25 protein-coding genes are annotated in these 23269 nt (G+C 75.0%); 13 read left to right on the top strand and 12 right to left on the bottom strand.

From position 1 onward, the window contains the following. Positions 1–36 precede the first annotated feature (36 nt). Positions 37–2661, top strand: coding sequence for an ATP-dependent helicase C-terminal domain-containing protein (locus ABZS80_RS16195; protein WP_355056477.1), 2625 nt, complete (start codon positions 37–39; stop codon positions 2659–2661). Between the two features lie 6 nt (positions 2662–2667). Here ABZS80_RS16195 and ABZS80_RS16200 read toward each other — a convergent pair whose 3' ends face one another. Beyond that, on the bottom strand, positions 2668–3393 hold the full coding sequence (locus ABZS80_RS16200) for a protein phosphatase 2C domain-containing protein (RefSeq protein WP_355056478.1): 726 nt from the start codon (positions 3391–3393) through the stop codon (positions 2668–2670). 206 nt (positions 3394–3599) lie between these two features. Between ABZS80_RS16200 and ABZS80_RS16205 the strand changes: the two genes are divergently transcribed. From ABZS80_RS16205 to ABZS80_RS16215, 3 genes are all read left to right on the top strand, one after another. Beyond that, on the top strand, positions 3600–6209 hold the full coding sequence (locus ABZS80_RS16205) for a glycoside hydrolase family 9 protein (RefSeq protein ID WP_355056480.1): 2610 nt from the start codon (positions 3600–3602) through the stop codon (positions 6207–6209). Between the two features lie 184 nt (positions 6210–6393). Further along, complete coding sequence (locus ABZS80_RS16210; protein WP_148426856.1) at positions 6394–6594, top strand: DUF397 domain-containing protein; 201 nt, start codon at positions 6394–6396, stop codon at positions 6592–6594. A gap of 23 nt (positions 6595–6617) precedes the next feature. Next, the gene (locus ABZS80_RS16215; RefSeq protein WP_355056482.1) at positions 6618–6938 is read left to right on the top strand and encodes a multidrug efflux SMR transporter; all 321 of its coding nucleotides are present in this window, start codon (positions 6618–6620) and stop codon (positions 6936–6938) included. A gap of 31 nt (positions 6939–6969) precedes the next feature. On the opposite strand, the gene ABZS80_RS16220 is transcribed toward ABZS80_RS16215, so the two are convergent. Then, positions 6970–7482 (bottom strand): GNAT family N-acetyltransferase, encoded by a 513-nt coding sequence (locus tag ABZS80_RS16220; RefSeq protein ID WP_355056484.1) that lies wholly within the window; start codon positions 7480–7482, stop codon positions 6970–6972. Positions 7483–7634: 152 nt separating this feature from the next. Between ABZS80_RS16220 and ABZS80_RS16225 the strand changes: the two genes are divergently transcribed. The 3 genes from ABZS80_RS16225 to ABZS80_RS16235 are packed head-to-tail and all read left to right on the top strand — an operon-like array spanning position 7635 to position 10475. Continuing rightward, entirely contained in the window at positions 7635–8675 is a 1041-nt protein-coding gene (locus tag ABZS80_RS16225) for a serine hydrolase (RefSeq protein ID WP_355056486.1), read from the top strand. Further along, entirely contained in the window at positions 8675–9928 is a 1254-nt protein-coding gene (locus tag ABZS80_RS16230) for an MFS transporter (protein ID WP_355056488.1), read from the top strand. Before ABZS80_RS16225 ends, ABZS80_RS16230 begins: the two co-directional genes overlap by 1 nt. A gap of 13 nt (positions 9929–9941) precedes the next feature. Continuing rightward, the gene (locus ABZS80_RS16235; RefSeq protein ID WP_355056490.1) at positions 9942–10475 is read left to right on the top strand and encodes a GNAT family N-acetyltransferase; all 534 of its coding nucleotides are present in this window, start codon (positions 9942–9944) and stop codon (positions 10473–10475) included. Between the two features lie 4 nt (positions 10476–10479). On the opposite strand, the gene ABZS80_RS16240 is transcribed toward ABZS80_RS16235, so the two are convergent. Genes ABZS80_RS16240 through ABZS80_RS16260 form a run of 5 tightly spaced genes read right to left on the bottom strand, consistent with a single transcriptional unit; the run spans position 10480 to position 15047 of the window. Continuing rightward, entirely contained in the window at positions 10480–10737 is a 258-nt protein-coding gene (locus tag ABZS80_RS16240) for a UBP-type zinc finger domain-containing protein (protein ID WP_151465463.1), read from the bottom strand. Continuing rightward, positions 10734–12314: a Na+/H+ antiporter gene (locus ABZS80_RS16245; RefSeq protein WP_355056492.1), complete on the bottom strand. Its 1581-nt coding sequence runs from the start codon at positions 12312–12314 to the stop codon at positions 10734–10736. Before ABZS80_RS16245 ends, ABZS80_RS16240 begins: the two co-directional genes overlap by 4 nt. A gap of 37 nt (positions 12315–12351) precedes the next feature. Further along, complete coding sequence (locus ABZS80_RS16250; RefSeq protein ID WP_151465465.1) at positions 12352–13317, bottom strand: TIGR03885 family FMN-dependent LLM class oxidoreductase; 966 nt, start codon at positions 13315–13317, stop codon at positions 12352–12354. Between the two features lie 41 nt (positions 13318–13358). After that, positions 13359–14771, bottom strand: coding sequence for an NADP-dependent succinic semialdehyde dehydrogenase (locus ABZS80_RS16255; protein ID WP_355056494.1), 1413 nt, complete (start codon positions 14769–14771; stop codon positions 13359–13361). A 12-nt stretch (positions 14772–14783) separates the two neighbouring features. After that, positions 14784–15047 (bottom strand): DUF6343 family protein, encoded by a 264-nt coding sequence (locus ABZS80_RS16260; RefSeq protein ID WP_355056496.1) that lies wholly within the window; start codon positions 15045–15047, stop codon positions 14784–14786. A gap of 163 nt (positions 15048–15210) precedes the next feature. On the opposite strand from ABZS80_RS16260, the gene ABZS80_RS16265 reads away from it, so the two are divergent. Continuing rightward, complete coding sequence (locus tag ABZS80_RS16265; protein ID WP_355056498.1) at positions 15211–16080, top strand: GDSL-type esterase/lipase family protein; 870 nt, start codon at positions 15211–15213, stop codon at positions 16078–16080. 20 nt (positions 16081–16100) lie between these two features. Here ABZS80_RS16265 and ABZS80_RS16270 read toward each other — a convergent pair whose 3' ends face one another. The 3 genes from ABZS80_RS16270 to ABZS80_RS16280 form a co-directional block, all read right to left on the bottom strand. Continuing rightward, on the bottom strand, positions 16101–16838 hold the full coding sequence (locus ABZS80_RS16270; RefSeq protein ID WP_355056500.1) for an EcsC family protein: 738 nt from the start codon (positions 16836–16838) through the stop codon (positions 16101–16103). A 40-nt stretch (positions 16839–16878) separates the two neighbouring features. After that, positions 16879–17025: a hypothetical protein gene (locus ABZS80_RS16275; protein WP_355056502.1), complete on the bottom strand. Its 147-nt coding sequence runs from the start codon at positions 17023–17025 to the stop codon at positions 16879–16881. 90 nt (positions 17026–17115) lie between these two features. Continuing rightward, positions 17116–17982 carry a peptidase M23 gene (locus tag ABZS80_RS16280; RefSeq protein ID WP_355056504.1) on the bottom strand — a complete coding sequence of 289 codons (867 nt, stop codon included), beginning with the start codon at positions 17980–17982 and terminating at the stop codon, positions 17116–17118. Positions 17983–18373: 391 nt separating this feature from the next. On the opposite strand from ABZS80_RS16280, the gene ABZS80_RS16285 reads away from it, so the two are divergent. From ABZS80_RS16285 to ABZS80_RS16300, 4 genes are all read left to right on the top strand, one after another. After that, entirely contained in the window at positions 18374–19294 is a 921-nt protein-coding gene (locus ABZS80_RS16285; protein WP_355056505.1) for a PAC2 family protein, read from the top strand. 106 nt (positions 19295–19400) lie between these two features. Then, positions 19401–20198, top strand: coding sequence for an exodeoxyribonuclease III (locus tag ABZS80_RS16290; RefSeq protein WP_355056507.1), 798 nt, complete (start codon positions 19401–19403; stop codon positions 20196–20198). Between the two features lie 22 nt (positions 20199–20220). Beyond that, positions 20221–20541: an antibiotic biosynthesis monooxygenase gene (locus ABZS80_RS16295; protein WP_262283707.1), complete on the top strand. Its 321-nt coding sequence runs from the start codon at positions 20221–20223 to the stop codon at positions 20539–20541. A gap of 233 nt (positions 20542–20774) precedes the next feature. Beyond that, positions 20775–20999, top strand: a complete 225-nt coding sequence (locus ABZS80_RS16300) for a winged helix-turn-helix domain-containing protein (protein ID WP_355056510.1) — start codon at positions 20775–20777, stop codon at positions 20997–20999. A gap of 156 nt (positions 21000–21155) precedes the next feature. Here the strand turns inward: ABZS80_RS16300 and ABZS80_RS16305 are convergent, their stop codons facing one another. Continuing rightward, a complete protein-coding gene (locus ABZS80_RS16305; protein WP_355056512.1) occupies positions 21156–21830 on the bottom strand; it encodes a class F sortase in 675 nt (224 codons plus the stop codon). A gap of 8 nt (positions 21831–21838) precedes the next feature. Beyond that, a complete protein-coding gene (locus ABZS80_RS16310) occupies positions 21839–22438 on the bottom strand; it encodes a hypothetical protein (RefSeq protein WP_355056514.1) in 600 nt (199 codons plus the stop codon). Positions 22439–22561: 123 nt separating this feature from the next. Between ABZS80_RS16310 and trmB the strand changes: the two genes are divergently transcribed. Continuing rightward, positions 22562–23266 carry a tRNA (guanosine(46)-N7)-methyltransferase TrmB gene (trmB, locus tag ABZS80_RS16315; protein WP_355056516.1) on the top strand — a complete coding sequence of 235 codons (705 nt, stop codon included), beginning with the start codon at positions 22562–22564 and terminating at the stop codon, positions 23264–23266. Positions 23267–23269 lie beyond the last annotated feature (3 nt).

Below are 23269 nucleotides of genomic sequence, written 5' to 3' on the forward strand. Positions count from 1 at the left end.
CGCCGGCCGCCCGGCCGGGGGTGCGAGAGTGGGTCCGTGCTTTCCCACGTCTCCCTGGACCTGCCGGTCCGGCCGGTGCTGCCGGCGCTGGTCGAGGCGCTGGACGCGGCCGGCGCGGCGGTCCTGGTGGCGCCTCCCGGCACCGGCAAGACCACCCTCGCGCCGCTCGCGGTGGCCGACGAGGTTCCCGGCCGCGTCGTGATCGCCCAGCCCCGGCGGGTGGCCGCCCGGGCCGCCGCGCACCGGATGGCCGCCGTGCTCGGCGAGCGGGTCGGCGAGCGGATCGGGTACGCGGTGCGCGGCGAGCGCCGGGTCGGCCCGCGCACCCGGGTCGAGGTGGTCACCACCGGCCTGCTGGTCCGCCGGCTGCACCACGACCCGGAGCTGCCCGGCGTCGGCGCCGTGCTGCTCGACGAGTGCCACGAGCGGCAGCTCGACGCCGACCTGGCGCTGGCGTTCACCGTGGAGGCCCGCGGCACGCTCCGGCCGGACCTGCGGCTGCTGGCCATGTCGGCCACTCCCCAGGCCGACCGGTTCGCCGCGCTGCTCGGCGGGGACGCCCCCGCGCCGGTGGTCCGGGCCGAGGCCGCCCTGCACCCGGTGGACCGGATCTGGGCGCCGCCGCCCCGCCCGGTCGCCGCCCCGGGCGCGGGGCGGGTGGACCCGGCGCTGCTGGACCATGTGGCGGCGACGGTGCGCCGGGCCCTGCGCGAGCGGGCCGGGGACGTGCTGGTCTTCCTGCCCGGCGCCGGCGAGATCGCCGCCGTCGCGGGCCGCCTGGCCGACCTGCGCGACGCCGTCGCCGTGCTGCCCCTGCACGGCCGGCTGCCCGGCGCCGCGCAGGACGCCGCGCTCACCCCGTTGCCCGGTCGCCGCCGGGTGGTGCTGGCCACCGCCGTGGCGGAGAGCAGCCTGACCGTGCCCGGGGTCCGCGTCGTCGTGGACGCCGGGCTGAGCCGGGTGGCCCGCACCGACCTGGCCCGGGGGCTGGGCGCGCTGGTCACCGTGCCGGTGTCCCGGGCGGCCGCCACCCAGCGGGCCGGCCGGGCCGGGCGGGAGGCGCCGGGCGCCGTCTACCGGTGCTGGTCGGAGGCGACCCACGCCCGGCTCGCTCCGCAGCCCGAGCCGGAGATCGCCTCCGCCGACCTGACCGGGTTCGCGCTGGAGCTGGCTGCCTGGGGCACCCCGGACGGCGCCGGCCTGGCGCTGCCCGATCCTCCACCACCCGCCGCGCTCGCCGTCGCCCGCGACACGCTGACCACACTCGGCGCGGTCGACGCGGACGGCCGGATCACCGCCCGCGGGCGGGCCATCGCCGCCGCCGGCGCGCATCCCCGGCTGGCCCGCGCGCTGCTCGACGGCGCGCAGCGGGTCGGCGCCGACCGGGCCGCCGAGGTGGTGGCGCTGCTCGCCGAGGAGACACTGGGCGGCGCCGGGGACGACCTCACGGCACTGTGGCGCCGGCTCCGCACCGGGGCCGACCCGGCCGCCACCGCCCGCTGGCGCGCCGAGGTACGCCGCCTGCGCACCGCCCTGCCCGACGACCGCACCCCGGGGCGCCTAGGGCGGTCGGGGCGCTCCGGACCGGACCTGCCCGACGACCGCACCCCGGGGCGGTCGGGGCGCTCCGGACCGGACCTGCCCGACGACCGGACAGGGCGCTCAGGACCCGACCGCCTGCCCGACGACCTGGCCGCGGGGCTGCTGGTGGGGCTGGCGTACCCGGAGCGGTTGGCGCGGGCGCGGCGGGCCGGCGGGTCCGCGTACCTGATGGCCGGCGGGACCGCCGCGGAGCTGGCGGCCGGGTCGGGGCTGGCGGGGTCGGCGTGGCTGGCGATCGCGGTGGCCGACCGCTCCCCCGGCGCGCCGACCGCCCGGGTCCGGCTGGCCACCCCGGTCGACGAGGCGACCGCCCGGGAGGCCGGCGGACCGCTGCTGCGCGCCGACCGCGAGGTGGGCTGGTCCGGCGGGGACGTGGTGGCCCGGGAGGTGGTGCGGCTCGGCGCGATCGAGCTGGTCGACCGGCCCCTCGCCGCACCCGATCGGGCGCGGCTCGCCGAGGCGGTGCTCGCCGGCCTTCGCCAGGAAGGCCTGACCCTGCTCACCTGGACGCCCGACGCCACGGCCCTGCGCCGGCGGCTGGCCTTCTGCCGGCAGGCGCTGGGTGACGAGTGGCCGGACGTCTCCGACGCCGCGCTGCTCGCCGCCGCGCCGACCTGGCTGGGCCCGGAGCTGGCCCGTGCGCGGCGCCGGGCCGACCTGGCCCGGGTCGACGTGGCGGCGGCGCTGCGCCGGCTGCTGGACTGGCGGCAGGCGGCCCGGCTGGACGAGCTGGCGCCGGAGCGGCTCCCGGTGCCGAGCGGATCGCGGATCCGGCTGGACTACGCCGACCCGGCCGCCCCGGTGCTGGCGGTGAAGCTCCAGGAGACGTTCGGCTGGCCGGCCGCCCCACGGATCGCCGACGGCCGGGTGCCGGTGCTGCTGCACCTGCTCTCCCCCGCCGGCCGGCCGGTCGCGGTCACCGCCGACCTGGCCTCGTTCTGGCGGACCGGCTACCCGCAGGTGCGGGCGGAGCTGCGCGGGCGCTATCCCCGCCACCCGTGGCCGGAGGACCCGACCAGCGCCGAGCCGACCCGCCGCGCCAGCCCGCGCCGCCGCTGACCCCGCCTACTCCTCGACCACGTCGGCGATCACCACGGTGACGTTGTCCGGGCCGCCGGCACGCAGAGCCAGGTCGATCAGCTTGGCCGCGCACGCCTCCCGCTCGGGGTAGCCGCCGAGCACCTCCGCGAGGGTGTCGGGGCGGACCACGTTGCTGAGCCCGTCGCTGCACAGCAGCCAGCGGTCGCCGGCCCAGGGCACCATCGTCGCGTAGGTCGGGGAGATCTCATCCCCCTGCAACGCCTGCGTCACCACGGCCCGGCGGGGGTGGCTGCTCGCCTGCTCGGGGGTGATCACGCCCTGGTCGACCAGCATCTGCACGAAGGTGTCGTCCCGGGTGACCTGCTTCAGCACACCTTCCCGGAACAGGTAGGCCCGGGAGTCGCCGACGTGGGCCAGCGCCAGGCAGCTGCCGGTGCGGGAAAACAGCAGCGCCGTGAGGGTGGTGCCCATGCCCTGGCGTTCCGGGTCCTCCTCGACCGCCTGCCGGATCCGCGAGGTGGCCAGCTCGATGCCACCCTGGAGGGCGGCGACCAGCGCGTCCTCGGGGGTCTCCACGTCCAGCGGCTCGAACGCGTCCATCGCGATGCGGCTGGCCAGGTCACCGGCGGCCATGCCACCCATGCCGTCGGCGACGGCGACCAGCCACTCGCCGGCGTGCTGGGCGTCCTGGTTGCCACTGCGGATCAGCCCACGGTCGCTCGCCCCGACGGAACGAAGCTTCAGGGTCATGGGACGCAGCCTGCCAGTTCTTGGGCTCGGTTGTCTCTAGGAGATCAGGACCATGCTACGTGGCGCGGCGAATCTCACTGTCCGCGGCGGGGTGCGGGCCATCGGACCGGATCGATTGACAGCGGGGGAACGCGCTGGAAACATCTGCCTGACATTGGGAGCGCTCCCAGCTCCGACCCGTCCCCCTGCGCACGGAAGGAACCTCCGTGACCCCACCCCGACGTCGGCTCGCCGCCCTCGCCGCGGCCACCACCCTGGCGCTCACCGGCGGCACCGCCGGCCCGGCCCGCGCCGAGGTGCCGCCGGACGCCCCCGAACAGCTGCGCAACGGCGACTTCAGCGCCGGCACGTCCCCCTGGTTCTCCTACGGCACCGGCGACCTCGGGGTGACCGACGGCCGGCTCTGCACCACCGTCGCCGGCGGCCTGGCGAACCCCTGGGACGCCGGCATCGGGCAGGACGCCGTGCCGCTGATCGCCGGCGCCGAGTACGAGCTCTCCTTCGACGTCTCCGCCACCCCCGGGGCCGCCGTCCGGGCGGTGCTCCAGCTCGGCAGCGCCCCCTACACGACTTACGCGAGCGTCGACGCCACCGCGACCGCCGCCGCCCGGCACGTCACCACGACGTTCACCGCCCCGGCCGACAACGCCGGAGCCCAACTGATCTTTCAGGTCGGTGGGAGCGCCGAGGCGCAGACGTTCTGCCTGGACGACGTCTCGCTGCGCGGCCGCGAGGCGGCCCCGCCGTACGAGCCGGACACCGGGCCGCGGGTGCGGGTCAACCAGGTGGGCTACCTGCCCGGCGGGCCGAAGAACGCGACCGTGGTCACCGCCGCCACCGAGGCGCTGCCCTGGCAGCTGCGCTCGGCCGCCGGGACCGTGGTGGCCCACGGGACCGCCACCCCGCGCGGCGTCGACCCGGCCTCGGGGCAGCGGGTGCAGACCGTCGACTTCTCCGCGTACCGCACCCCGGGCACCGGCTACACGCTGGTCGTCGACGGGGAGACCAGCCACCCGTTCGACATCTCCGGCACCCGCTACGACCGGCTGCGCGCCGACTCGCTCCAGTTCTTCTACGCCCAGCGCAGCGGCACCCCGATCGACGGCGACCTGATCGGCGCCGGCTACGCGCGCCCGGCCGGCCACCTCGGCGTGGCGCCCAACCAGGGCGACACCGACGTGCCCTGCCAGCCCGGCGTCTGCGACTACTCCCTCGACGTGCGTGGCGGCTGGTACGACGCCGGCGACCACGGCAAGTACGTGGTCAACGGCGGCATCGCCACCTACCAGCTGCTCAACGCCTTCGAACGCACCAGGACCGCCGAGAGCGCCGACGGCGGGGCGGCGCTGGGCGACGCCACCCTGCGGGTGCCCGAGCGGGGCAACCAGGTCCCGGACATCCTCGACGAGGCCCGCTGGGAGCTGGAGTTCCTGCTGCGCATGCAGGTGCCGGCCGGTCAACCGCTGGCCGGGATGGTCCACCACAAGATCCACGACCGGAACTGGACCGGGTTGCCGCTCGCCCCGCAGGACGACCCGCAGCCCCGCGAGCTGCACCCGCCGTCCACCGCCGCCACGCTCAACCTGGCTGCCGTGGCCGCCCAGTGCGCCCGCCTCTACGCCCCGTACGACGCCGCGTTCGCGGCCCGCTGCGGCGCCGCCGCGAAGAGCGCGTACGCGGCGGCGAAGGCCCACCCGGCGGTCTACGCCTCGGCGGCCGACGGCACCGGCGGCGGCGCGTACGACGACACCAACGTGGCCGACGAGTTCTACTGGGCGGCCGTCGAGCTGTGGCTGACCACCGGCGAGGCGGCGTACCTGACCGACCTCACCGCCTCGCCGCTGCACACCGCCGACGTCTTCGCCACCGGCGGGGCCTTCGGCTGGCAGAGCGTGGCCGCGCTGGGCCGGCTCGACCTGGCCACCGTGCCCAACGGCCTGCCGGCCGCCGAGCGGACCCGGATCCGCGCCTCGGTGACCGCCGCGGCCGATCGCTACCTGGCCACCCTGCGGGACCAGGCGTACGGGCTGCCGCTGCCCGGCGGGGCCGACGCGTACGTCTGGGGCAGCAACAGCAACCTCGTCAACAACGCGATCGTGCTGGCCACCGCGTTCGACCTGAGCCGGGACGCGAAGTACCGGGACGGGGCCGTGCAGAGCGCCGACTACCTGCTCGGCCGCAACGCGCTGAACATGTCCTACGTGACCGGCTGGGGCGAGCAGCACGCGCGCAACCAGCACAGCCGGATCTTCGCCCACCAACTCGACCCGGACCTGCCGAACCCGCCGGCCGGTTCGCTGGCCGGCGGCCCCAACGCCGCCCTCCAGGACCCGTACGCGGCCAACCTGCTCGCCGGCTGCGCGCCCATGTTCTGCTATGTCGACGACATCAACTCGTACGCGACGAACGAGGTGGCGATCAACTGGAACTCCGCGCTGGCCTGGCTGGCGTCGTTCCTCGCCGACCAGGGCGACGCGGCGGCCGTGCCGGCGCCGGCCTGCGCGGTCGCGTACACCACCCACGGCAGCTGGCCGGACGGCTTCACCACCCAGGTGACGGTGCGGAACACCGGCACGGCGGCGGTGAACGGGTGGAGCCTGCGGTGGGCGTTCGTCGGTGACCAGAAGGTGAGCGGCTACTGGTCGGCGAAGGTCACCCAGTCGGGCGCCACGGTCACCGCGAAGAACGAGTCGTGGAACGCGAGGATCGCCCCCGGTGGCACGGTCACCTTCGGGCTGAACGGCGCCACGTCCGGCGGCCCGAACCCCAACCCGAACCTGATCACCCTCAACGGCGCCGCCTGCACGTTGTCCTGACGGATCCGCACCGAGGGGTGGTCGTCCACGGCGGCCACCCCTCGCGGTCTCCTCACCGGTCGAAGCGGGCGAGACGGCCGAGTCCCTGGCCGGGCGGATTGCCGCCCTCTGGCAGGTCTGGGACACTTCTCAGGTCGGTGGCGCTACCGCGCGACCAGACCATCCACCTTCTGAAGGCACGGCCATGGCTGACCTGACCGGCGCCCGCTGGCGCACCAGCACCCGCAGCAGCTCCAACGGCGGTGACTGCGTCGAGGTCGCCGACAACCTGCCCGGTGTCGTCGCCGTCCGCGACTCCAAGGACCGCGCCGGCGGCACCCTCACCTTCACCCCGGCCGCCTGGCACGCGTTCGTCGACGCCCTCCGCGAGCCCGCCCGGGGCTGACCCCGCCCGGGTACGGTCCCCCCGTGGCGTACCTCTTCCTGCTCGGCGCGATCACCGCCGAGGTGATCGGCACCAGCCTGCTCAAGGCGACCGACGGCTTCACCCGGCTCTGGCCCACGCTTGGCGTCGCGGTCGCGTACCTGTCGTCGTTCGGGCTGCTGTCCCTGACGGTCAGGGACATCCCGGTCGGCGTCGCGTACGCGGTCTGGTCCGGGCTCGGCACCGCCGCCATCATGGCGATCGGGGCGGCCTTCCTCGGCGAGCCGCTGAGCCTCGCCAAGGTGGCCGGCACGGGCCTGGTGATCGCCGGGGTGGTCGTGCTCAACCTCGGCGGCACGCACTGACACCCAGGACCCCCGGGCCGCCGTGCCGGCCTCAGGACACCGGCCGCCGCATGGCGATCCGGTCGGCCGGGTCCAGCCCGAGCGCCGCCTCGGCGGCCAGCAGGCCGGCCAGCCCCGGGGTCACTTCGACCCCGGTCAGCTCGCGGAACCCGCAGCGCGCGTAGTACGGCCCGTTCCACGGCACGCTGCGGAACGTGGTCAGGGTCAACGCGGGCAGTCCCGCCCCGGCGGCCCACCCGGCCACGTCGTCGAGCAGGCCCCGACCGATCCCCCGCCGGGCGTACCCGGGATCGACGCTGAGCTGCTGCACGTGCGCGCAGCCGTCGACCAGGTCGACCACCGCGAAGGCCACGGGCCGGTCTGCGGCGTCGACCGTGACCCGGAGCCGGCCGGCCCGCTGGGCGTCGGCCAGCACGTCCAGCGGCAGCGGTGGCATGTCGGCGACGTCGGCCATGCCGATCTCCCGGAACGGGCCGCCGGAGGCCACCTCGATCCGCTGCACGTCGGCCAACTCGTCCACCCGGGCGGTCCTGCTGTGCGTCACGGCACCGACCCTGGCAGAGCAGCACCGGGCCCGCCAGCTTGTTTCGCCTCGCTACATCCGCGAACCAGTGCCGGTCAGCTCCCTGGCGGTGTGACGGGGGTCGCGTGGTGCGGGGTCACCCACCCCGCGGCGCCCACCCTAGGGTCGGGGTCATGACCGTCAACGAAGACGTCAGCGTGGATCTCGGCGCGGTGCGCGCCGCCGTCGCCCGGCAGGCCACGCGGGTGACCGAGGGTATCGCCGACATGGACCGCTACCTCGCGGCGCAGGTGGCCGACGAGTCGCACCGCGAGGTGACCGGGCCGTTGCTGCCGGGCGCCGGGGCGAGCGGCGTGATCCGCCACCGTGGCGAGGTGATCGCCACCTGGGGCGACCCGGCGACCCCGGAGATGCTGTTCAGCGGCACCAAGGCCGTCGTCGCCACGGTCGCCGGGGTGGCCTTCGACCGGGGCCTGCTCGACCCGGCGGCGCACGTGCTCGACAGCGTCGACCACCCGTTCCTCACCGGCCTCGGGGTCGAGGGGATCACCTGGGAGCACCTGCTCCAGCAGACCAGCGGCTGGACCGGCGAGCTGTGGGGCAAGCCGACCCGAGTGGACGTGCAGAGTCGCCGCGAGGGCTTCGAGCGGGAGGGCGCGCCAGGCACCGGTTGGGCGTACAACGACGTCCGGGTGAACCTGCTCTGCCTGGCGCTGACCCTGCTGTTCCGCCGGCCGCTCGGCGACGTGCTCCACGAGGCCGTGCTGAATCCGCTGCACGCCTCCTCTTCCTGGTCCTGGCACGGATACGCGGACTCGCTGGTCGACCTCGACGGCATGCCCGTGCCGGTGGTCAGCGGCGGCGCGCACTGGGGTGGTGGGCTCTGGATCTCCGCCGCGGACCTGGCCCTGCTCGGCGAGATCTACCGGGGCGGCGGGACCTGGCGGGGCCGGCGGCTGCTCAGCGCGGAGTGGATCCGCCGCACGTGGGCGCCGTGCCCGCTCAACCCCGACTACGGCTATCTGTGGTGGCGTAACGACCTGGGCCGGGTGCAGCCGGGCGCGCCGCGGACGGGCCGCTGCGCGCGGGGTAACGGCGGCCGTCACCTGCTCTGGGTCGATCCCGCCCGCGAACTGGTCATCGCCTCTCATTGGGGCGATCGGGTCGCCGAGCTGATCACCGAGGTCTCCGCAGCCCTGCCCGCACGTCGCTGATGGCTCGGGTTTCGCCGATTCCGCCGCCGGGCGCGCTGCGCACCCTCTCTTTAGCCACCCTCGCCAACACGGTGGGCTCCGGGCTCTGGCTGACCGGCGGCGCCCTCTACCTGACCCGTGACGTCGGGCTCTCCCCCGCCGCGGTCGGCGCCGGCCTCACCGTCGCCTGGCTGGTCGGGCTGACCGCCAGCGTGCCACTCGGCGCACTGGCCGACCGGCGCGACCCGCGTACCCTCCGCGCCGCCATCCAGCTGGGCCAGGCGGTCGCGGCGGCGGCGTACCTGCTGGTGGGCTCGATGCCGGTGTTCCTCGCGGTCGCGATCCTCGAAACCCTGCTGGCCTCCGGCAACCTGGCGGTCCGCGCCGCCCTCGTCGCCGCGGTCGCCGGCCCGCGGGGGCGGGTGCACGCCTTCGCCACCCTGCGCGCGGTGGCCAACCTGGGCATCGCGGTCGGCGCCGCGCTGGCGGGCTTCGCCCTGGCCGTGGACAACCATCGGGCGTACCAGGTGCTGGTGGTCGGGAACGCGGCCACCTACCTGCTGTCGGCGGTGCTGCTGATGCGGCTGCCGGCCCACCCGCCGGCGCCCCGCGCTCCCGCGGCCGGCCGACCGCGACGGGCGCAGGCGCTGCGCGACGGGCGGTTCCTCGCCGTGAGTGGCGCGTCGGCGGTGCTGGCCCTGCACCTGACCGTGCTCACGCTCGTGGTGCCGCTCTGGACGGTCACCCAGGCCGGCGCGCCGCCGCCGGTGGTGTCGGCGGTGCTGCTGACCAACACGGTGCTCACCGTGCTGCTGGCGGTCCGGTTGAGCCGGGGCGCGGACACGGCCGCTCCCGCGGCCCGGAAGCTGCGCCGGGCCGGTCTGGTGCTGGCGGCGGCCACGCCGCTCTACGCGGCCACCGCGGGCCTGCCCACCGTCGCGGCGGTCGTGCTGCTGCTGGCCGCCACGGCGGTGTGGACGTTCGGCGACCTGTGGCACGGTGCCGCCGGGGCGGGGCTCGCCTATGACCTGGCCCCGCCGGACGCGATCGGCGCCTACCAGGGGGCCGACGGCCTGCTCGCCGGACTGGCCCGGGCGGTCGGCCCGGCCCTGCTCACCCTGCTGGTGCTCGACGGCGGGGTGCCGGGCTGGCTGGCGCTCGGCGCACTCTTCGCCGGCGTCGGCCTCGCCACCCCGGCGCTGACCAGGTGGGCGCTGGCGAACCGGGAGCCGGCCCGGCCGGTGGCCGGCAATCGTCCCGCCGCCACCGTGTAGCAGCATGGCGGGCATGACGGACCAGCAGACGATCGCCATCCGCCCCGGCGGGCCGACCGACGCCGAGGCCGTGCTGCGGCTGCTCGACAGCGCCACCGCCTGGCTGGCGGCGCGGGGCCGGACCGGCCAGTGGGGCACCGAGCCGGCCTCGACCGACCCGCGCCGCATCGCGCAGGCCGACGCGTGGGCGGGCGGCGGCGGGCTGTACCTGGCCCTGCTCGGCGACGTCGCGGTGGGCGCGTTGGTGGTGGGGTCGGCCACCGCGTACGTGCCGCCGGCCACCGAACCCGAGCTGTTCGTCAACCTGCTGGTCACCGACCGGGCCCACGCGGGCCACGGGATCGGGGCGCGGCTGCTCGCGTACGCGGCGGAGTTGGCCCGGGAGCGTGGCCTGGGGCTGCTCCGGGTGGACTGCTACGGCGGGGACGACCGGGCGCTGGTCCGGTTCTACGAGGGCTGCGGCTTCACCGCCACGGACCGGTTCACGGTCGAGCGCCCGGGCCGGCCCCCGTGGCCGGGCCAGGTGCTGGAACGCCGCCTCGACTGACCGGTCAGCCGATCTCCTCGTCGAGGAAGCACCAGCGCCAGGTCTCGCCGGGCTGGACCGAGCGCATCACCGGGTGCCCGGTCGACTCGAAGTGCTTCGTGGCGTGCTGGTAGGGCGAGGAGTCGCAGCAGCCCACGTGCCCGCAGGTCAGGCAGCCCCGCAGGTGCACCCAGTCGTCGTTGCCGATGGCCACGCAGTCGGGACACTCGGTCGTGGTCGTCGGCTCGGCGTCGCCCGCCTCGGTCAGGTGCTGGCAGCTCACTCGTCGGCCTCCTGTCGCAGCAACGACTCCTCCAGGTCCAGGTCGCGGTAGGCGCGGACCAGCACCTCCTCCGGGATCTTCCCGGAGTCGCGGGCGGCCCGGAAGACCTCCCGCTCCGCGTCGATCATCTCCTGCCGCAGTCGACCGTACGCCCGGGAGGGGGTCTCCCGCTCCTCGCCCCCGAGCCGTTCCCAGGCCACGTTGGTGCGGCTCTGCACCAGCCCGCGCAGCCGTTCCACGACGGCGTCCGGCGCCCCGCCGGCAAGTTCCTCGAGCCGTTCCCGGGCGGCCCGGCTGGCCTGCTGCTGCACGGCGGCGGCGGAGAGCGCGTCCTGCACCGGGTCGTCCGGCGGCAGTTTCGCCGCCCGCGCCACGGCCGGCAGGGTGGCGCCCTGCCCGACCAGGGTCACCACGATCACCGCGAAGGCGAGCCAGATGAACAGCTGCCGGGGGTACGCCCGCCCGTCGGCCAGGGTGAGCGGCAGCGCGAGCGCGGCGGCGAGGGTGACCACGCCGCGCATGCCGGCCCATCCGATGACGAGGGGGACCTGCACCGGGGTCGGCGCGTCCCGTCGGCGGGCCTCGGGCACCAGGCGGGCCAGGTAGGTGGCCGGGACGAGCCAGACGAACCGGGTCAGCACGACGGCGGCCAGCACCGCGGCGGTGACCCCGACCAGCCGCCCGGCCGGCTCGTCCAGGTCGCGGAGCACCTCGCGCAGTTGCAGGCCGACCAGCAGGAAAACCAGCCCTTCCAGCAGGAACTGGATGAGCCGCCAGAACGCGCCCACCTGAAGCCGGGAGGCGGCGGACATGAGCAGCGGCTGCTTGTGCCCGATGCCCAGCCCGGTGACCACCACGGCGACCACCCCGGAGGCGTGGATCTCCTCGGCGGCGAAGACCACCGTGAACGGCACGATGAGCGACAGCGCGTTGTCCAGCACCGGGTCGGTGATCCGCTTGTGCAGGGCGCCGAAGACCACCACGCCGAGCAGCCCGACGAGGACGCCGCCGCCGGCGGACACCAGCACCTCGCGGGCGACCGCGCCGACCCCGACGTGACCGCCGGCCGCCGTCGCGGCGGCGACCGCCACCCGCAGCAGCACCAGCGCCGTGGCGTCGTTGACCAGGCTCTCCCCCTCCAGGATCGTCACGATCCGCCGGGGCAGGCCCACCCGCCGGGCCACCGCGGTGGCGGCGATCGCGTCGGGCGGCGCCACGACCGCGCCGAGGGCCAGGCAGATCGCGTACGGGACGCCGGGCAGGATCAGGTGGACGACGGTGCCCACCACGAACGCGGTGAACAGCACCAGCCCGACGGCGAGCAGCAGGATCGGCCGGAGGTTGAGCCGGAACGCCGGCACCGACGTCTTCAGCGCGGCCACGTAGAGCAGCGGCGGCAGGATGCCCACCAGCACCAGTTCCGGGTCGAGGCGGACCTCCGGGAAGCCGGGCACGAAGGACAGCCCGAGGCCGAGCACGACCAGCAGGATCGGCGCGAGCAGGCCGAGCCGGCGGGCCAGCGCCGCGCCGAAGGTCGCGATCGCGAGAAAGACCACGACCTCGATCAGAGCTTCCATGGAGTACGAGCCTAGGCGGCCGGCGGCCCCGACGTGATCACGAGGCGGTACGGAGTTTCGGCAGCACCTCGGCCCCGAACGTGTCGACGAAGGCGCGCTGCTCCTGCCCGACGTGGTGCAGGGCGATCTGGTCGAAGCCCAGCGCCACGTACTCCTCCAGCCAGCCCACGTGCCGGCCCAGGTCGGCGCTGACGTTGACCACCGAGGTGACCTTTTCCAGGGGCACGTCCTCGCTGACCACGTCGAAGTGGTCGGCCAGCTCCAGGTCCCAGCAGACCGGCGGGGCGAAGACGTTGCTGCGCCACTGGTCGTACGCGACGGCCTCGGCCTCGGCCTGGTCGGGCGCCCAGCTCACGTGGACCTGGAGGTGCAGCGGGCCGCGCCCGCCGGCGTCCCGGTAGGCGTCGATCATCCGGCGCAGGTGCTCCACGGGCGCGTTGACGGTGATCAGGCCGTCGGCCCAGTCGGCGCACCAGCGGGCCGTCTCGACGCTGACCGCCGCGCCGATGAGCGCGGGCGGCTGCTCGGGCCGCGTCCACAGCTTCGCCCGGTCCACGGTGACCAGACCGTCGTGGCTGACCTCCTCGCCGGCGAGGAGCGCCCGGATCACGTCCACGCACTCGCGCAGCCGGGCGGCGCGGACGTCCTTGCGGGGCCAGCCGGTGCCGGTGATGTGCTCGTTGCTCGCCTCGCCGGTGCCGAGCGCGGCCCAGAACCGGCCCGGGTACATGGCGGCCAGGGTGCCGATGGCCTGCGCCACGACGGCCGGGTGGTAGCGCTGGCCGGGCGCGTTGACCACGCCGAACGGCAGGTTGGTGGCCTGGAGCGCGGCGCCGAGCCAGGACCAGGCGAAGCCGGAGTGGCCCTGGCGGGCGCTCCACGGCGAGAAGTGGTCGGACGACATGGCGGCGTCGAAGCCGGCCCGTTCGGCGTGGATCACCGCCTCCAGCAGCCGGGACGGGTGGATCTGCTCGTGGGAAGCGTGGAAGCCGAACGCCGTCATGGGGGCACCTCCTACCCATGACGGCGTCCGGTCAATCGCGGCTACTCGGAGTGCGCCCCGGCGCCGGCGCCGACCTCCCCCTCGCCGACCCAGACGGTCTTGGTGTTGCAGAACTCGCGCATGCCCACGGCGGACAGCTCACGCCCGTAGCCGGAGTTCTTCACCCCGCCGAAGGGCAGCTCCGGGTAGGAGGTGGTCATGCCGTTGATGAAGACGTTGCCGGCGTCCAGGTCGACGGCGAAGCGCTCCTGCTCGGCGGGGTCGCTGGTCCAGGCGTTGGAGCCCAGGCCGAAGGCGGTGCCGTTGGCGACCTCGATGGCCTCCTCGTAGGAGCCGACCCGGTAGAGGCCGGCGACCGGCCCGAACACCTCCTCGGCCCACATCCGCATCTCCGGGCGCAGGTCGGTGACCACGGTCGGCGGGTAGTACCAGCCGTCGCCGGACGGCTTCTCGCCGCCGCACAGGACGGTGGCGCCGTTGTCGACCGCGTCCTGCACCTGGGCGTGGATCTCGTCCCGGCCGCTCTCGCTGGCCAGGGGGCCCACGTCGGTGTTCTCGTCCATCGGGTCGCCGACCCGCAGCGCCGACATCCGGGCGGCGAACTTCTCGGCGAAGGCGTCGAAGACGTCGGTGTGCACGATGAACCGCTTGGCGGCGATGCAGGACTGGCCGTTGTTCTGGCAGCGGGCCGTGGTGGCCACCTCGGCCGCTTTGTCCAGGTCGGCCGAGGGCATCACCACGAACGGGTCGCTGCCGCCCAGCTCCAGCACGGTCTTCTTGAGTTCCCGGCCGGCGACCTGGGCGATCGAGCGGCCGGCGCCCTCGCTGCCGGTGAGCGTGGCGGCCCGGACCCGGGGGTCGCTGAGGATCCGGTCCACCTTGTCGGAGCCGACGAGCAGGGTGGTGAAGGCGCCCTCCGGGAAGCCGGCGCGGCGGAACAGCTCCTCCAGGTAGAGGGCGGTCTGCGGGACGTTGGAGGCGTGCTTGAGCAGCCCGGTGTTGCCGGCCATCAGGGCCGGTGCGGCGAACCGCATCACCTGCCAGAGCGGGAAGTTCCACGGCATCACGGCGAGCACCGGGCCGATCGGCTGGTGGCGGACGTACGCCCGCTTCGCCTTGACCGCGGCCGCGTCGGCGGGCTCGTCGGCGAGCATCTTCGCGGCGTTGTCGGCGTAGAAGCGGCAGGCCGTGGCGCACTTGGTCACCTCGGCCTTCGCCGCGGCGTACGTCTTGCCCATCTCGGTGGTCATGAGGCGGGCGGTCTCGTCCCGCTCGGCCTCCAGCAGGTCGGCCGCGGCGATCATCCACCGGCCACGCTCGGCGATCGTGGTCCCGTGCAGCTGCCGGAAGGCCAGGTCGGCCCGCTCGATCGCCGCGTCGATCTGCTCGTCCGACATCGGGTCGTACGTCTTGAGCACCTGTCCGGTGGCGGGATTGGTGGTGGCGATGGGCATGTCGTACTCCTGTCACTCGAACAGCGAGTGCCGCACGCCCGGCTCCTCGCGGCGGCGCGCGGCGCGGCGGCGCTGGATGACGATCAGGTCGACCACGGCCACCACGGCGAGGATCGCGCAGACGACGCCCAGCCAGGTCACGCCGGCGGCGAACGCGAGCACCGCGAAGACGGTCATGACGACCAGGCCGAAGAGGGCGAGGGCGAGCCGCAGGTTCAGCGCGCTGTACGCGTGGCCGACCGTGCCGCGGGCACGGCGGGGCTGTGATCGCGTCATTCCCCCGGGCTACCCCGGCACGGCCCCACCTAACCAGGTCCCCGGTCGTAACACGCGGATGTGAACGACGGTTGTCGATGCCGGAAAGGCGACAGTGCCCCCGTCCGGACGGCCGAGGCGCATAGGGTCGACGCGTCCCTTCTGCCGCCGGACGGGGGACGGTATGCCTCGACGTTGGATCGCCGCGCTGGCCTGCCTCGCGGCGCTGGTCGCGCTCGCCTGCGACGGCTCGGGCTCGGCGTCGCCCCGGCCGTCGGGCTCCGCGCCCCCGGGCGCGCCGGCGGTGCTGACCGCCCTCGGCGACTCGATCACCAGCGGCTTCGGCTCCTGCCTGGTCCTGGTGGGCTGTGAACGCAACTCCTGGTCCAGCGGGGACGGCCTGCGGGTGCGCAGCCTCTACCGGCGGCTGCACGAGGACAACGCGACGCTGCGGGCGCACAACCGGGCGGTGCCGGGCGCCCGCGCGGCGGGCCTGGCCGACCAGGCGCGGGCGGCGGTACGCGACCGGGCCGACCTGGTCACCGTGCTGATCGGGGCGAACGACGCCTGCCGGAGCGACATCGACGACATGACGGCGCCGGCCACCTTCCGACGACAGGTCGACGCGGCCCTGGCGGTGGTGCGCAAGGGCCGGCCGAAGGCGCGGGTGCTGGTGGTCAGCCTGCCCGACCTGCACCGGCTCTGGGAGCTCGGGCACACCGAGCCCCGGGCGGTGCGGGCCTGGTCGCGCGGCGTCTGCCCGGCGCTGCTGGCCGACGCCACGTCGACCGCGCCGGCCGCGGTGGCCCGCCGGGCCCGCTTCCGGGAGCGGATCGACGCGTACGACGCGCAGCTGCGCGCCGCCTGCCGCGCGTACGGGTCGCGGTGCCGGTGGGACGGCGGCGCGGTGCACCGGAGCCGGTTCGGCCTGGACGAGGTGAACGCGCTGGACTGGTTCCACCCGAACGCGGCCGGTCAGGACCGGCTCGCCGACGTCGCCTGGGACGCCTCCGGCTGGGCCGGCTGGGCCGGGCCGGGCGACGCGCCGCGCTGACCGCCGCTCGCGGGCGGTGGTCAGGGCTGGCGCGGGCCGGGAAGCTGGCGCGGGCCGCCCCGGTAGAGGGCGCGGGCCCGGTCGGCGAGATCCCGGGTGGCCGACGAGTTCGCCCAGGTGCCCAGGATGATCGCGGCGCCGGGGATCACCTTGGCGAACATCCGCTTGGCGGCGCGCACCCCCGCCATCCGGGCCAGCCGGACGCCGAGCTGGAGCATCACCCGGCCCAGCGGGCGCTGCCCGCCCATGCCGAACAGCGCGCCGGCCCGCTCCCGACCGGCGGCCACCCCGAGGGCGAGCCGGGCGCTCTCGGCGACCTTGTGCACCCGCTGGAGCACGAGCAGGTCGGTGGCCCGGTCGGGGTGGACCGCGTCGATCCCGTACGCGGCGGCCACGTGCAGCACGAGCCGGGCCTGCGTCCACGCCAGCACGCCCACGTCGATCACCGCGCCGGGCAGCCCGGCCGCGCCGGAGACCGCCCCGGAGAGCCGCGCGTGGTTGACGAACTTGCGCACCGCCTGGTCGGCCAGCTCGTCGGCGGGGACGTCCGGCCGCTGCGCCCGCTCCCGCTCGGCCCACTGCGCCGCCTCCGGCCCGAGCCGGCGCACCGCCTCCAGGGCCAGGTGCTCCGGCGCGTACTGCGGGTCGTCCCGCATCCGGTCCCAGAGCCGGGCCGGAGGCGCCTCGGGCGCCTCCACCGGCGCGGCCGGCTTCTTCGGGAGGGTGGGTTCGCCGTCGACGGGGGCGGAGTCGGTCACGAGGGGGCTCCCGGGGGTCGTTGCTGCGGGGGCGGAGCGGTCAGCGCCGGCGGGACGACAGCCGGGTGGCGAGCTGCTTGAGCTTCGCCTGGTTCTCCGGCTTGGCCAGCTCACGCCGGCCGCGGTCGACGAGCTGCTGACCGCGGGGCGATCGCAGGAAGGCGGTGAGTCGTTGCACCAGTGACATGACGTCCTCCTGTCCGCGGCCCCCCTCATGTGTACCCGGGACCGGCAAGTCCCTGATACCCGGGCCGGCCCCGCGGCAACCCGGCGAGCGTCAGCCCAGGATTTCCTTCACCACCGTGTTGGCGCGCCACTCGTGCTGGGCGTACGCGTCGGGGAACGCCGACACCTGGACGGTCTGGGCCGCGACGGTCAGGGGCAGGTCCTGCCAGCCGGGGATCTCCTCCAGGGCGGAGAGGAACGCCTTGGTGGCGTACTCCGGGTCCATGAGCTCCTCGACGGTGCCCCAACCGCTGCTCGGCCGCTGCTGGAACAGCCCGACCGAGTCGTGGTCCCAGCCGATGGCCTGGTGCGGGTAGTTCTGCGACTCGGGCAGCACGGCGCTGGCGTAGTTGAGCAGGGTGCTCTCCTGCATGGCGGTGGCCACCGCGATGACCAGGCCGCGACGCGGCACGCCCATCTCCCGGCCGGCCTGCACGATCTTCTTGGCGTTGTTCATCTGGGTCTGGTCGAGGCCGGCGACCGGGACGATCCGGCGCGGCTTGGGCTTGGCCTTCGGCTTCGCGGTCACCGACGGGCTGGCCGAGGGGGCGGCGCCGGGGGTGGCCGGGGCGGTGCTCTCGCGGGCCAGGCCGCGGGAGGCGGCGTCGACGGCCGCCCGCTGGGCGACCTCGGCCGAGGCGGCCGGGTTCGGGGTGTCGCCGGCCGGGCGGGTGCCGATCTGGGTGAAGCCGCCGACCAGGCCGAGGCAGCAGACCGCGCCGGTGGCCATGGCCATCTTCGACCGGCCGGGCCGGGCAGCAAGGGGGTTCAGCAGGGCGTTGAAGCGGGTACGCAGGGAACCGCGGGCAGTGGTTGCCTCCGCGCAAGCGGTCAACTGATCGGTCGAGGGGGTATCGTCCGAACGGTCAGCCGAGCCGTCGGGGCCGTACTGGTCGTCGAGGGTGCCGTCGTCACGCATTCGACGAGGCTAGACAGGGCAAACCGGGATCACCCAGGCCCATCGGGTGGTCCTCGCCACAGTCTGCGCCCTCAGAACCGGACATCCGTCGCCGGGCCGGGTCGGCCGGTGACGGACCTCGCGACCCGGGAAAACCTCCGGTGTGGCCCGGCTCGCACCGCCCCGGGCAGGAACCTCGCAGCCTCCCCCCGGCCGCCCATTGATCGACTTACTCGTCCTTTCGGTGGAGCCGCACCCGGACCGGGAGGATGAGCCGATCCGGCGCCGTCGCCGAATTGTGATCATCAGTCGGCCCGTAACGGAATGGACCACGACGGCCGGTACGTTGGCCGAACGGGGTGCCGTGTGCACGCGGCCCACCCCGTACGCGTCGACAGGAAGGTCCGAACCGGTGCTCGACCCACACGAGCTCTACGAACTCAGCGACGATCTGCCCGATCTCGGCCAACCGGTGCTGATCCAGGCCCTCACCGGCTTCGTCGACGCCGGCAGCGCCACCCGGCTGGCCCGGGAACAGCTGCTCACCTCCCTGGAGGCGCGGCCCATCGCCCGCTTCGACGTCGACCAGCTCTTCGACTACCGCTCCCGCCGGCCGGTGATGACCTTCGTCGAGGACCACTGGGCCGACTACGACGCCCCGGCGCTGGAGCTGCACCTGCTGCACGACGACGACGAGACCCCGTTCCTGCTGCTCACCGGCCCCGAGCCGGACGTCCAGTGGGAGCGTTTCGTGGCCGCGGTCGCCGCGCTCTGCGCGCGGCTCGAGGTCCGGCTCACCGTCGGGCTCAACTCGATCCCGATGGCCGTCCCGCACACCCGCCCCAGCGGCGTCACGGCGCACGCCACCCGGCGCGAGCTGATCTCCGGGTACGAGCCCTGGCTCCAGAAGGTCCAGGTGCCCGCCGGCGTGGGCCACCTGCTCGAATACCGCCTCGGCGAGCGGGGCCGCGACGCCCTCGGCTTCGCCGCGCACGTGCCGCACTACGTCGCCCAGACCGAGTACCCGGCCGCCGCCGAGGCGCTGCTCGCCGCGGTGTCCCGCAGCACCGGGCTGCTGCTGCCCCGCGACGGCCTGCGGGCCGCCGCCGAGGTGGTGCGGGTGGAGATCGACCGCCAGGTCGCCCAGACCGAGGAGGCGGCCACCCTGGTCCAGGCCCTGGAGGAGCAGTACGACGCGTTCGCGCGCGGCCGCGGCGAGAAGAGCCTGCTCGCCCCGGAGACCGGCCCGCTGCCCACCGCCGACGAACTGGGCGCCGAGCTGGAACGCTTCCTCGCCGAGCAGACGCGCCCCGGGGACACCCCGGAACGCTGACCGGCTGCGCCGACCCGAGCCGGCGAGGCTTCGGAACGCCGAGGGACGGCGCGACACCCCGCGGGCTGACCCGGCGGGGTGACCGCCGATGCGGCAGGCTGGAGGCATGCGCCTGGCGACCTGGAACGTCAACTCGGTGAAGGCCCGCCTCCCCCGACTGCTCGACTGGCTGGCCACCACGAAGCCCGACGTCGTCTGCCTGCAGGAGACCAAGTGCCCCGACGGGGCCTTCCCGGTCGCCGAGGTGGGCGAGCTGGGCTACGAGGCGGCCAGCCACAGCGACGGCCGGTGGAACGGCGTGGCCGTCCTGTCCCGCGTGGGCCTGGCCGACGTGGCGGTCGGCTTCCCCGGCGAGCCGGGCTTCCCCCTGCCGGAGGCCCGGGCCATCTCCGCCACCTGTGCCGGCCTGCGGGTCTGGTCGGTGTACGTGCCGAACGGCCGCTCCCCCGACGACCCGCACTACGCGTACAAGCTGGCCTGGTTCGCGGCGCTGCGGGACACCCTGGAGCCGGAGGTGGCCGGCGGGCTGCCGGTCGCTGTCTGCGGGGACTTCAACGTCGCCCCGACCGACGCCGACGTCTGGGACCCGAAGCTCTTCGTCACCTCCACCCACGTGACCCCCGCCGAGCGGGCCGCCCTGGCCGCGCTGCGCGACCTCGGCCTCAGCGACGTGGTGCCGACGCCCATGAAGGGCCCGCACCCCTACACCTACTGGGACTACCGGGCCGGCATGTTCCACCAGAACAAGGGCATGCGGATCGACCTGGTCTACGCCACCGCGCCGTTCGCCCGCGCGGTCACCTCCGCGTACGTGGACCGGGAGGCCCGCAAGGGCAAGGGCCCCTCCGACCACGCCCCGATCGTCGTCGACGCCGACCTGGTGCCGGCCGTCGAGACGTTCTGACCCGGCTCGCTAGGGTGGAGCCATGGCAGTCGTGAAGATCAACGCGATCGACGTCCCGCCGGGCGCCGGCGAGGAGCTGGAGAAGCGGTTCGCGGCCCGGGCCGGCGCGGTGGAGAACTCCCCCGGCTTCCTCGGCTTCGAGCTGCTCCGCCCGGTCGGCGGGGAGAGCCGCTACTTCGTCTACACCCGCTGGGAGACCGAGGAGGCCTACCAGGCGTGGGCGCAGGGGCCGTCCCGGGCCGCGCACGCCGGCGGCCAGGGCGGCGAGCCGCGCAAGCCGGTCTCCACCGGCGCCACGCTGCTGGAGTTCGAGGTGGTCCAGCAGGTCCCCGCGAAGGGCTGAACCTTCGCCTACTTCTGGAACATGGCGACGCCACGTCGGCCATGAGCTTGAGGGCCCAGTCAAGCTGCGGGCAGGTGTCGCGGTCGCGGCACTCCGGGCACCCGCCCGCCCGCCACGGCTGGTCGAGGGCCCGGGTCCAGTGCGTGTCGATGATCCGCATCATCGTTGTCGCCTTGTCCGGGTCTGGCGCGGGCTGGAAACATGATCTCCGCTGAAGTCCAGGAGAGCTGATCATGCCGACCAGACCACCGCACTACCGACGTGTCGCAGACGACATCGAGGCCAAGATCCGCACGGGCGACTACATCCCCGGGCAGCAACTGCCCTCCGTCTCGGAGATCGGCGAGATCTACAACGTCGCCCGGTCGACCGCCTACCGCGCCGTCAAGGAACTGCACGCACGCAATCTCGTCTACGGCCAGCAGGGCCAAGGCGTCTTCGTCGCCGAGGCGGAATAGCCCGTAGCCGCCGGCACTGCGCGTTCCGCGTCGCTTGAGTCATTGCCGACATCAGCTCGAAAGGCGCGCGCAGAGGCACCGGCAGGTCGCCGCCCCCTCAGCGCCCACAACCGTGATCGCGGACCACGCCGGCGGGAAGTCGCCAAGATTCAGGCGTCAGGGGTTGCGGGTGTCGAGCAGGGAGGCGAAGGCGATCACGTTGTCCTGGTAGCCGGTGTGGCCGCCCACCCACTCGCCGCCGCAGGTGATCAGCCGCAGCTCGGCCGGACCGGACTCGCCGTAGACCCGGTCGGCGGGGAGGTTGGCCTTGTCGAAGTACTCGACGGTGTCGACCTTGAAGGCGACCACGCTGCGGTCCTCCCGGGTCACCTCGATCCGGTCCCCCGGCTTCAGCTCGTGCAGCCGGTAGAAGACCGCCGGCCCGCTCTTGGTGTCCACGTGCCCGACGATGATCGCCCGGCCCGGGTCGCCGGGCACCGCCCCGCGGTTGTACCAGCCGGTCTGGTGGTGCTCGGTCAGCGGCGGCACGGCGATGGAGCCGTCCCGGGCCTGGCCGACCGGGGTGACCGGGGCGGTGATCTTGATGGCCGGCACGGCGAGGCGGACCGGAAGGCTGGCCGGCTCCCGCGCCCGCGTCGGCTCGGTGGTGCGCACGCTCGACCCGGTCGCCGCGTCGGCCCAGTCGAACGGGCCGGCGGTCCGGCCCAGCCCCGCGCCGGTGGCGAACACCCCGACCAGTACCAGCAGCACGGCGAGCGGCACCGACCACGGGCTGCGGCCGCCGGACCGGGCCGCCCGGGGGCTGGGCTGGGGGGTGGGGTTCGTGGCCATGGCGGGGCTCAGCGCCGGGCGGCGCCACGCAGGGTACGGGGCTGCCGGCGGGACGCGACCACACCGACCACCGCGCCGGCCACGGTCAGCGCCAGCCCGACCGGCACCAGCAGCCCGCCGACGCCGCTGCCGGCCGTGCCGCCGAAGCCGGTCGCCGGGCCGCGGCTGGGCTGCACCCGCTTGACCACCTGGAGCATGGTGGACGCGGTCTGCCCGCCGGGACACTCCAGCTTGACCCGGTAGTTGCCGGGGCGGGTGCGTTCCCGGACCATCGGCGAGGCGGTGAGCAGGCCGCGCTGCGGCTGCACCTGGATCCGGCCGAACGCGTCGGACACCACGGTGGCCGGCACCGAGTTGTCCCGGCAGCTCGCCCGGATGCCGACCAGGAAGCCGGCCTCCACGGTGCTCGGGGTGACCTCCACGAAGATGAGGTCGGCGGGCGGCTGCGTCCCGGGCTGGCCCGGCACCGGCTCGGCGGCGGGCACCAGCGCGGCGGAGAACGCCGGGCGGGCGGGCGGGCCGGCCTGGGCGGGAAGCGCGCCGACCAGCGGGGCGGTGCACGCGGCGGCCGCGACCAGCAGCGCCACACGTCCCGTGACTGACACCATGCCCCCTCCCGGCGTCGGGGTCGGGCGGCGGGCCACCCGTCCTGCCGTACGGGATGAATCCTCTCACCCCGGACCGCCCATCACATCCGATCCGCTGCGGCGGTCGCGTACGCTCGGGTCGCTGTGACCTCCACCGACTTCAGCGCCGCGCCGCCGGCCCACGCCGCCCGTATCCGCACCTTCCACCCGCGTCGAGGGCGGATGAGCGACCGGCAGCGCGACGCGCTGGCCCGGCTCTGGCCCGCGTACGGCCTGGAGATCGACGACCTGGACGGGCCGTGCGATCCGACGGCGCTGTTCGGACGGCGGGCGCCGCTGGTGCTGGAGATCGGTTCCGGCATGGGCGACGCCACCGCGGCGATGGCGGCCGCCGACCCGGACCGACACTATCTGGCGGTTGAGGTGCACACGCCCGGAATCGCCAACCTGCTCGACCTGGTCGACCGGCACGGCCTGGGCAACGTGCGGGTGGCCAAGGGCGACGCGCTGGACCTGGTGCGGGCCATGCCGGAGGGCTGCCTCGACGCGGTGCACGTCTTCTTCCCCGACCCGTGGCCCAAGGCCCGCCACCACAAGCGGCGGATCATCCAGCCGGCGCACGTGGCGCTGCTGCGCTCCCGGCTGGTGGCCGGTGGGACGCTGCACTGTGCGACCGACTGGGCCGAATACGCCGAGTCGATGCGGGAGACGCTGACCGCCGACCCCGAGCTGGTCGACGTGCACGGCGGCTGGGCGCCCCGCCCGGCGCACCGGCCGGTGACCAAGTTCGAGCGCCGGGCGCTGACCGCCGGGCGGGAGATCTTCGACCTGGTCCACCGGCGGCGCTGAACC

The organism is Micromonospora sp. NPDC005305 (genome assembly GCF_040607315.1).
In the GTDB taxonomy this organism is placed as follows: Bacteria; Actinomycetota; Actinomycetes; order Mycobacteriales; family Micromonosporaceae; genus Micromonospora.

Excerpts from the sequence above, each read along its gene's own strand:
- ABZS80_RS16210 (WP_148426856.1), top strand. The coding sequence starts at position 6,394 with ATGGCTGACCTGACCGGCGCCCGCTGGCGCACCAGCACCCGCAGCAGC.
- ABZS80_RS16225 (WP_355056486.1), top strand. The coding sequence starts at position 7,635 with ATGACCGTCAACGAAGACGTCAGCGTGGATCTCGGCGCGGTGCGCGCC.
- ABZS80_RS16255 (WP_355056494.1), bottom strand. The coding sequence starts at position 14,771 with ATGCCCATCGCCACCACCAATCCCGCCACCGGACAGGTGCTCAAGACG.
- ABZS80_RS16290 (WP_355056507.1), top strand. The coding sequence starts at position 19,401 with ATGCGCCTGGCGACCTGGAACGTCAACTCGGTGAAGGCCCGCCTCCCC.
- ABZS80_RS16275 (WP_355056502.1), bottom strand. The coding sequence starts at position 17,025 with ATGTCACTGGTGCAACGACTCACCGCCTTCCTGCGATCGCCCCGCGGT.
- ABZS80_RS16265 (WP_355056498.1), top strand. The coding sequence starts at position 15,211 with ATGCCTCGACGTTGGATCGCCGCGCTGGCCTGCCTCGCGGCGCTGGTC.
- ABZS80_RS16305 (WP_355056512.1), bottom strand. The coding sequence starts at position 21,830 with ATGGCCACGAACCCCACCCCCCAGCCCAGCCCCCGGGCGGCCCGGTCC.
- ABZS80_RS16310 (WP_355056514.1), bottom strand. The coding sequence starts at position 22,438 with ATGGTGTCAGTCACGGGACGTGTGGCGCTGCTGGTCGCGGCCGCCGCG.
- ABZS80_RS16250 (WP_151465465.1), bottom strand. The coding sequence starts at position 13,317 with ATGACGGCGTTCGGCTTCCACGCTTCCCACGAGCAGATCCACCCGTCC.
- ABZS80_RS16300 (WP_355056510.1), top strand. The coding sequence starts at position 20,775 with ATGCCGACCAGACCACCGCACTACCGACGTGTCGCAGACGACATCGAG.
- ABZS80_RS16245 (WP_355056492.1), bottom strand. The coding sequence starts at position 12,314 with ATGGAAGCTCTGATCGAGGTCGTGGTCTTTCTCGCGATCGCGACCTTC.
- ABZS80_RS16230 (WP_355056488.1), top strand. The coding sequence starts at position 8,675 with ATGGCTCGGGTTTCGCCGATTCCGCCGCCGGGCGCGCTGCGCACCCTC.
- ABZS80_RS16295 (WP_262283707.1), top strand. The coding sequence starts at position 20,221 with ATGGCAGTCGTGAAGATCAACGCGATCGACGTCCCGCCGGGCGCCGGC.
- ABZS80_RS16280 (WP_355056504.1), bottom strand. The coding sequence starts at position 17,982 with ATGCGTGACGACGGCACCCTCGACGACCAGTACGGCCCCGACGGCTCG.
- ABZS80_RS16260 (WP_355056496.1), bottom strand. The coding sequence starts at position 15,047 with ATGACGCGATCACAGCCCCGCCGTGCCCGCGGCACGGTCGGCCACGCG.
- ABZS80_RS16200 (WP_355056478.1), bottom strand. The coding sequence starts at position 3,393 with ATGACCCTGAAGCTTCGTTCCGTCGGGGCGAGCGACCGTGGGCTGATC.
- ABZS80_RS16235 (WP_355056490.1), top strand. The coding sequence starts at position 9,942 with ATGACGGACCAGCAGACGATCGCCATCCGCCCCGGCGGGCCGACCGAC.